Source organism: Dorea hominis (assembly GCF_014287705.1).
Classification (GTDB): domain Bacteria; phylum Bacillota; class Clostridia; order Lachnospirales; family Lachnospiraceae; genus Dorea_D; species Dorea_D hominis.
In genome coordinates this window covers 1-8,239 of record NZ_JACOOY010000029.1, presented here as the reverse complement: position 1 = coordinate 8,239, position 8,239 = coordinate 1, and the positions used below count along the sequence as shown (strand labels likewise).

Below are 8,239 nucleotides of genomic sequence, written 5' to 3'. Positions count from 1 at the left end.
TGCAAGTATTGCTATGCTTCTTTTATGAAGCGCTTTACCGGGCACAAGGAGGAATGGGGCACTTTCCTTGATGTGAAGCATTGGCCGGAAATTAAAAATCCGAAGAAATATGCCGGACAGCGGGTGGTCATCGGTTCTGTGACAGATGGCTACAATCCACAGGAGGAGCAATTCGGGAATACCAGAAAACTTCTGGAGCAGCTGATCGGCAGTGACGCAGATATTCTGATCTGCACAAAGTCGGATCTTGTGGTACGGGATATTGATCTGTTGAAGAAGCTTGGACGAGTGACCGTTTCATGGTCAATCAACACACTAGATGAAAATTTCAAGAACGATATGGACTCTGCTTCGAGCATTGAGCACCGTATCGCTGCTATGAAGCAGGTATATGAGGCAGGTATCCGTACAGTCTGTTTCGTATCCCCGGTATTCCCCGGTATCACGGATTTTGAAGCAATCTTTGAGCAGGTAAAGGATCAGTGTGATCTGTTCTGGCTCGAAAATCTCAATCTTCGAGGCGGTTTCAAAAAGACAATTATGGATTATATCGCCGGAAAATATCCTGATCTTGTACCACTTTACGACGAGATCTATAACAAGCATAACCGCAGCTACTTTGAAGCACTTGAAGTAAAAGCTGAGAAAATGGCTAAGAAGTATGATTGTGCCTTTGTGGATAATGAAATGCCTTATGGCAGAGTCCCGCAGGGACATCCGGTGATCGTAGATTATTTCTATCATGAGGAAATCCGTGGGACAGAGAATACCGGAAAAAGAAATCGCTAACTTCCTGTTTGTATGCGACAAACGTTTGAACACTTTTTGAACACCGCAACCGTGATGAAGTCTTCAAAGCCCCTTTCTATCAGTATTTGAGATTAAGAAAAACGGTTCGATTCCGGTCTGCGGCATTAGTGGAACAGGTTCAGAGAATCACTTTTTTAGAGTGGTTCTCTGAATTTTTTTTATTATTTAATATATAGTGCCAGGAGAGTATAATAGGCATAGAGATTTGAAATTCAGGAGGAAATGCGAATGGAATTTATAGATATGTTGAAAAAAAGACGGAGCATCAGACAGTATACAAAAGAAGCGGTTACAGGAGAGCAACTGCAACTGGTAATAAATGCAGGATTATTATCGCCATCCAGCCGTTCAATCAGGCCATGGGAACTGATCGTAGTGCAAAATAAAGACACATTGCAGAAAATGTCCGAATGTCGCGTCGGTTCGGCAAAAATGCTGGCAACTGCGTCTGCAGCAGTTGTAGTGATAGCCAATGCGGAAAAATCGGATGTATGGACGGAGGACTGTTCAATTGTGATGTCTAATATGCACCTGATGGCAGACAGCCTCGGGCTTGGAAGCTGCTGGATCCAGGGACGTTTACGGGAAACATCGGACGGACAGTCTACGGAAGAGTATCTGCGGGATATATTAGGATATCCGGAGAAAATGCATCTGGAAGCTGTTTTATCATTGGGAATTCCGGCTGTTCATCCGGAAGGACATTCGCTGGATGAGATTCCGGAAAATAAAGTGCATTATGAAAAATATGGAAATTAATATACAGACAAAAGGCAATGTGGCGATATGAAATTTAAAACAATGGGCAATAAATCGAATCCGGCAATTTTATTTTTCTATGCTCCGGAACTGCTCATAGAATTGCAGAAAAACACATTTTGGGAGTTTGGCAATAAAGAAGACCACTTCAAATACAGGAACGCAGTTATGCAAACGTATAAATATGGAAATTTTCCGGTATTTGACGGATGTAATCACATGCAGTATCAGATTCGTGATCCAAAAGGATTTGCGGAGATGCTAGAGGGGATTATTGAGAGCGGGAAAATGAAGAAGCAGTCAGCCTGGAATTTAATAAAAGCAAATAATCTTGAAGAAATGTGTAAAATATAAAAGTATAACTTTGAAGAAATGTACAATTTTAGAATAAATAATCTTGAAGAAATGCATACTCTGTGATATAACATATTTAAATTCAGGAGGTATATAATGTATTTTGAAAGAAAAGCGTATAAAAAATTGTTGGAATGGAAAGAAAAATATGCAGAAAAATATGCGGTTTTGCTGGAAGGAGCAAGGCGAGTTGGAAAATCAACAATTGCAGAACATTTTGCACAGAATGAATACAGGTCATATATTTTGATCGATTTTTCAAAAACAACAGATAATATATGTGATTGTTTTAATGATATAGGAAATCTGAATTTGTTTTTCCTAAGATTGCAGGCGGAAACTGGCGTAACTTTGTATGAACATGAGTCATTGATTATTTTTGATGAAGTACAGCTTTTCCCAAAAGCAAGACAGGCCATAAAGCATCTTGTTGTAGATGGCAGATACAGTTATCTGGAAACAGGTTCTTTGATATCAATAAAGAAAAATGTGAAAGATATTTTAATTCCATCAGAAGAAATGAAAATACAGGTATATCCTATGGATTATGAGGAATTTTGTATGGCTACCGGAAATAACTACGAGCTTTTGCAACAAATTTATCGTATGAATTCGGCTATTGGACAAGCAACAAATCGCAAATTAATGAGGGATTTGCGTATTTATATGGCTGTGGGAGGCATGCCACAGGCTGTGGAAGCCTATATAGAGGGGAAAAACTTTTCGGAAATTGATATGGTAAAACGGCAGATCATAGCTCTCTATGAAGAAGATTTCAAAAAGATTGATGCATCGGGAAGAATATCTGCATTGTATCATTCAATTCCGGCTCAGTTGGCAATGGATTCACGAAAATATAGAATTACAACAGCAATAGGGAAGAGAAGCAATGCGAGGACAGATGAGTTGTTATATGAACTGATTGATTCCAAAACAATTTTACCATGTTATAATTCAACAGATCCAAGAGTCAGTCTGGCTGACACAAAAGATTTTAACAGCTATAAATTATATCTTTCAGACACAGGATTATTCGTAACATTGATGTTTATGGATCGACCGGTAACAGAAAATGGTGTGTATGCGAAATTATTGTCTGATAAATTACCGGCAAATTTGGGGTACCTCTATGAAAATCTTATTGCCCAAATGATTGCAGTATCTGGTAGAGAACTTTATTATCATACATGGGAAAAGGTTGGTAGTACCCACTATTATGAAGTTGATTTTCTGATTTCAGAAGGAAGTAAAATAAATGTTTTTGAGATAAAGTCTTCAGGGGTGGGAAAACATGAGTCAATTAACGCATTTTACAAAAAGTTTTCGCAGAACGTGCATAACATATATTTATTGTCGCAGAAAGATGTTGGAAAAGAGAAAAAATTGTTGCTGAAACCGTTTTATCTGATGCCATTTTTGATATAGATAAAACAACCGGCAGTAAAATGAATCCGGCAAATATAACAGTAGCAGGAGAGCACCATTATGATCAGAGAATTACGAAAAGAAGAATATGTAGAGGGCATGTTTCTTTTTATCGAAGAGAAAGATTTGAGATCCAGTGTAGTGGTCTGGATGAAGCTACTGGGGGAAAAGATTATGTGATAGAATGGCAGAAGAAATTATATTCCTGAGATTAGAATTTGGGTGGAACAAAGATAAAATTTATTTGAAAAATATATTCGGGGACTTGACATGTATTGGTTATCGATATATAATCAAGACAAATAAAAGGAAAGTTACTGAATATTTTTTTACTCTTCACTATCGACAATCGATATAATATATTGAACGATATAAAGGGTGAAGAAAAAGTTAAGAGAGGAGAGATTTGTATGACACTTAGTAAGAATCAGGTATCCGGTAATACAGCAATGCTGATCTTGAAATTGATTTCAGAGAAAGATATGTACGGCTATGAGATGATCGACACACTGGCGAAGCGTTCAGACAATGTATTTGAACTGAAGGTTGGTACACTTTACCCGCTGCTTCACGGAATGGTGCAGTCAGGGTATCTCAAGTGCTATTCTCAGGAAGCGAATGGAAAGCTTCGAAAGTATTATCAGATCACACCGAGCGGGAAGAAATATCTTGCAAAGATGACAGAAGAGTGGAACCGCTACGCATCCGCAGTACAGAATCTGCTGCAGGCAGAAGTGTAGAAGATGTGTATGAAGATACGAACAGGGGGTGCGAGATTATGAAAGAATATGAATATTTAAAACGTCTTGGAAAATGTATTTCTAATGGTTCTGTAAGAGGAGAGATTTTGGATGAATATAAGGCACATCTGGAAGACTGTCGGGAGGCGCTTATGGAAAATGGCATGAGTAAAGCAGAAGCCGAGGAGGAAGCAGTAAGACAGATGGGCAATCCGGAAGAAGCAGGCAATGAACTCAATCAGATCCATGCGAGAGTGCTTGATTTCAGTATGTTCTGGTGGATGATGTTTTTTGCATTTTTAGTACCTGTATTTGAAGTTATCAGCAGATTAGTGACAGCGGGAAAATATGGAATTGTTGGCTTTATGAATGAGTATCAGGGAATGAATCAGATTCCGCTGCAGGTACACCTGGTAATCGGAACAGCAATCCTGTGTTACGGAATTATTTTAAGTATTTGGGAAAAATATTCCGGAAAAGAACTGTTCTATGCGTATGGAAGAAACTGGAAAGGAAGTTATCTGACGAACAGCGGAACCGTAATGGCATTGGCAGGTCTGATCTGTTCAGCAGCAATTCCGGTCAGGGGATTTGTAAAAGGAATGATCGGCGTGTTTGCAGCAACAGTGTTGAATATCATTATCCGGACAGTGATGAATCTGATTCGTAACCGCAGAGAGCGAAAATATCTGTGGGAGATTGGACTTGCTGATACAGAAATTACCTGGAACGGCAAAGGTACGATCTGCGGTGGCAATATGAAAGTTCGCGCGAGAGCATCCGAAGAAGGGGCTGTAATCCCGTCAGGTGCACCGATCATGGTCGTAAGTATGGAAGGATTCAAGCCGGTAGTGATAGCAATATAAAGCGTACAAGTGCGAATGATACAGATTGTGATGAATGGCGAAAAGAATAAAAAGCAGGATGCAATTTGTAAAATGAGTTTGTTTTCTTAGTGTTACATGATAAAATAGAATCAAGTGAAAAGCGAAAAGATCAGTATGCATTTGCATATTGGTCTTTTTGCCGCTATAGAATTTGGATGAAGCTGCCAGTGGCAGATTCATCAATGAAATAATTATAATAAACAAAAGAATGGTAAGTGACGAACAAAAAGGGGATTGTTTGGAATGTCAGAGAGAACTTTTAAGAAAAATGAAATTACAGAGGGTGTGATTTGGAAACAGTTATTGATCTTTTTCTTCCCGATCATGCTCGGCACACTGGTACAGCAGTTTTACACAACTGTGGATACGATCATAGTCGGAAGATTTGTTGGCAAGGCAGCGCTTGCCAGTGTGGGTGGACCGGCAGCAGTTATTGCGAATATCGTTATTACTTTTTTTAACGGTCTTGCTAATGGTGCAGCGGTCATTATTGCCCAGTATTATGGATCAAGGGATGAGAAAAGACTGCACGTGGGATTACATACTGCATATGCATTTTCCATTGCGACCAGTATTGCGGTTACAGTGATTGGAATGATCGGAACGCCGCATTTTTTGAAATGGATGAACACACCGGAAGATATGATGGCAGATTCGACCATTTATCTGCGGGTATATTTTTTGGGAATTATTTTTACCCTTGTGTATAATATGGGAGCAGCGATCATGCGTGCAGCGGGGGATTCCAGAAGACCTCTTCTGTATCTGATCGTATGCAGTGTGATGAATATCATTCTGGATATTGTGATGGTTGTATTCTTACATATGGGCATTGCAGGAGCTGCGCTGGCGACGGTGATTTCGCAGTGCATCAGTGCGGCGTTGGTCACCTACTCGCTGATGCATGCGTATGATGTGATGAAACTGAAGCTCCGTGAAATTCGTATGAACATGTCTGTACTTGCAAAAGAATTAAAAATAGGGATTCCGGGAGCACTGCAGGCATGTGCTTACGGTGTGACAAATGTCATCATCCAGGCAGTGGTAAATGGATTTGGGACAGACACAGCAGCGGGCTGGGCGGCTTATGGAAAGCTGGATATGATCTTCTGGACGGTCAACAGTGCGCTTGGTGTTGCGGTTACAACTTTCGTTGGTCAGAATTACGGAGCCGGTAAGATGGATCGTGTATACAAGAGCATTCGTGTCAATCTTGGAATTTCCTATTTATTTAACGGAGTTGTGCTGATTGTACTGTATGTTTTCTGCGAACCGCTGTATCATCTGTTTACGACCGATCAGGCAGTCATAGATATCGGAGTTTATATGCTCAGATTCCTTGTGCCAAGCTACTTGCTAAGCGTACTGCTTGAGAATCTGACCGGCGGACTGAGGGGCTTAGGTGATGTGTTGTGGCCGACGATCTTTACGTTTGCAGGATTATTCTTTGTGAGATTGCCTTGGACGATGATCATGACGCAGCTCCATCATAATGTGGAGACTTTACTGATCAGTTACCCGCTTGCGTGGGGGACAACGATTATTTGCCTGATTCCATACTATTTTTGGAGAAAAAAGAAGAAAATGTCGCAGATTGCTTGACCTTCAAGTGACTTGATAGTGTATTGTTGAGCCATCAAAAGAGATGATCATCATATATTATCAGGAAAGAAGGAAGTAGGATGCGAGAGAAAAGAGGTTATAATATGAATATCAAAGAAGTTGAGAAAGTTACCGGACTTACGAAAGCAAATATCCGGTTTTATGAAGAAGAAGGGCTGGTGTGCCCAAAACGAAATGAACAGAATAATTATCGTATCTATACAGAGGTAGAGATAAAACGTTTACAGGAAGTAAAAAAATTAAGACTGCTTGGAATTTCCATTCCGGAGATCCAGAAGATCTATGCGGAAGAATTATCATTGCAAAAAGCAATGGAAAGACGTTTGAAAGAGATTAGGGAAGAGGAGCGATTACTTCAGGAGACAAGGGCAATCTGTCAGAAAGCGATTCGCGCGAACTGGAATCTGAATGAGATTGACCGGTTAGAAATCAAGGAGTCAAAAGAAGAGTGGCAGGAGCGGCTCAGAAAATTAATGACAGAAGACCTTGTGCAGACAAAACTTACGAGAAATGAGCTCAATAATACAATTGGCTTGTTGTTCAGTGCAGGTATGCTGATCAGTATGCTGACCGTGTATTTTATGAATGTTACCTGGATAAAGGAGTATATGTATATTGGAGTTGCAGCAATTGGAGTGGAAGTTGCGTTTCTGATCATATCTGCGATGTCCTCCGATATAAAAGTACATATGGGTATACTGTTTGCTGGGGCGATTGCACAGCCAGTCGCACTTACTGCGGTGATGGGATTTGTAATGGAACTGATACATGATTCGCGGAAATCACATACTGCGTATATGAAGATGGAATACCATTATATTATCGGGCTTTATGTTCTGACATTGCTTTTAGGTATCTTGCTCTGGCTTGGCTCTAAAGTCTGGAAAATGGCATTACAGTCACTTGCCGTTACACTGCTTATTGGAATCATCGGTGTGGGTGTGTTGACAGGTGGATTTTATGTTTCTTACAGAGGACTTCTGGGAATGCAGGGTTCGCTTATATTTGCAGCCGGAGCGCTGGTGTATGTAGTAACAGTTCTTGGTGTATGGCAGCATGCCAACAGTGACTGGAAAGCATACAACCGTTATCATGGCGTGTATACAGCGGGGCAGATGGTTAATGTATTTGCTACGATTATGAGTGCAGTTGGATACAACAGCTGGCGTAACTGGAGAAGATAGAGTGAGAACAGATAGACAGGTGGATTATGATTTGGAAGACTCCGCAGATTTGTGGAAAGATTACGGAGAGAACAACATTGATTTTCGAAAAAAACAGAGTTTTGGTTATTCCAGGGAATTGTAATCAGAATCTGTGTGTGATACTATAAATAAATAGTATCAAAAACAAAGGAGATTTTACGATGAACTTTTTGGAAGAACGGATTGTAAAAGATGGGATTGTAAAAGATGGAAATGTACTGAAAGTAGACAGTTTCCTAAATCATCAGATGGATATTGAACTGTTTAATGAGATCGGTAAGGAATTTAAGAGACGTTTTGAAGGCAAGAATATTAATAAGATTCTACTTCTGCTACATACATTTCACCTTCCAGATTGATGCTCTTCGTCTTCTTCGCAAATACAACCGGTGCGTTAAAATACTGTGCTACAATACAGGCAATTCCGATACCGGAA

At 40.0% G+C, this 8,239-nt stretch carries 9 protein-coding genes and 1 pseudogene; all 10 read left to right on the top strand.

The features are described 5' to 3' along the window. On the top strand, window positions 1–789 hold a 789-nt coding region (locus tag H8S07_RS14120), incomplete at its 5' end, for a radical SAM mobile pair protein B (RefSeq protein ID WP_186856264.1). A 249-nt stretch (window positions 790–1,038) separates the two neighbouring features. Beyond that, a complete protein-coding gene (locus tag H8S07_RS14115; RefSeq protein ID WP_186856263.1) occupies window positions 1,039–1,569 on the top strand; it encodes a nitroreductase family protein in 531 nt (176 codons plus the stop codon). A gap of 27 nt (window positions 1,570–1,596) precedes the next feature. Then, on the top strand, window positions 1,597–1,923 hold the full coding sequence (locus H8S07_RS14110; RefSeq protein ID WP_186856262.1) for a hypothetical protein: 327 nt from the start codon (window positions 1,597–1,599) through the stop codon (window positions 1,921–1,923). 168 nt (window positions 1,924–2,091) lie between these two features. After that, on the top strand, window positions 2,092–3,348 hold the full coding sequence (locus H8S07_RS14105) for an ATP-binding protein (RefSeq protein ID WP_330598603.1): 1,257 nt from the start codon (window positions 2,092–2,094) through the stop codon (window positions 3,346–3,348). A gap of 410 nt (window positions 3,349–3,758) precedes the next feature. Continuing rightward, window positions 3,759–4,088, top strand: coding sequence for a PadR family transcriptional regulator (locus H8S07_RS14100; RefSeq protein WP_021860734.1), 330 nt, complete (start codon window positions 3,759–3,761; stop codon window positions 4,086–4,088). Continuing rightward, window positions 4,037–4,954 (top strand): permease prefix domain 1-containing protein, encoded by a 918-nt coding sequence (locus tag H8S07_RS14095; protein ID WP_186856260.1) that lies wholly within the window; start codon window positions 4,037–4,039, stop codon window positions 4,952–4,954. The genes H8S07_RS14100 and H8S07_RS14095 overlap by 52 nt, the downstream gene beginning before the upstream one ends. A 264-nt stretch (window positions 4,955–5,218) precedes the next feature. Continuing rightward, on the top strand, window positions 5,219–6,577 hold the full coding sequence (locus tag H8S07_RS14090; RefSeq protein ID WP_186856259.1) for an MATE family efflux transporter: 1,359 nt from the start codon (window positions 5,219–5,221) through the stop codon (window positions 6,575–6,577). A gap of 80 nt (window positions 6,578–6,657) precedes the next feature. Then, window positions 6,658–7,782: a MerR family transcriptional regulator gene (locus tag H8S07_RS14085; protein ID WP_186856258.1), complete on the top strand. Its 1,125-nt coding sequence runs from the start codon at window positions 6,658–6,660 to the stop codon at window positions 7,780–7,782. 1 nt (window position 7,783) lies between these two features. After that, window positions 7,784–7,906, top strand: coding sequence for a hypothetical protein (locus tag H8S07_RS14680; RefSeq protein ID WP_264291350.1), 123 nt, complete (start codon window positions 7,784–7,786; stop codon window positions 7,904–7,906). A gap of 58 nt (window positions 7,907–7,964) precedes the next feature. Further along, window positions 7,965–8,135: pseudogene (locus tag H8S07_RS14080) on the top strand (xanthine phosphoribosyltransferase); the annotation flags it as partial. Window positions 8,136–8,239: the final 104 nt, after the last annotated feature.

What these genes read in the sequence shown, in the direction of transcription:
- H8S07_RS14115 (WP_186856263.1), top strand. Translation starts at nt 1,039, where the DNA reads ATGGAATTTATAGATATGTTGAAAAAAAGACGGAGCATCAGACAGTAT.
- H8S07_RS14110 (WP_186856262.1), top strand. Translation starts at nt 1,597, where the DNA reads ATGAAATTTAAAACAATGGGCAATAAATCGAATCCGGCAATTTTATTT.
- H8S07_RS14100 (WP_021860734.1), top strand. Translation starts at nt 3,759, where the DNA reads ATGACACTTAGTAAGAATCAGGTATCCGGTAATACAGCAATGCTGATC.
- H8S07_RS14090 (WP_186856259.1), top strand. Translation starts at nt 5,219, where the DNA reads ATGTCAGAGAGAACTTTTAAGAAAAATGAAATTACAGAGGGTGTGATT.
- H8S07_RS14085 (WP_186856258.1), top strand. Translation starts at nt 6,658, where the DNA reads ATGCGAGAGAAAAGAGGTTATAATATGAATATCAAAGAAGTTGAGAAA.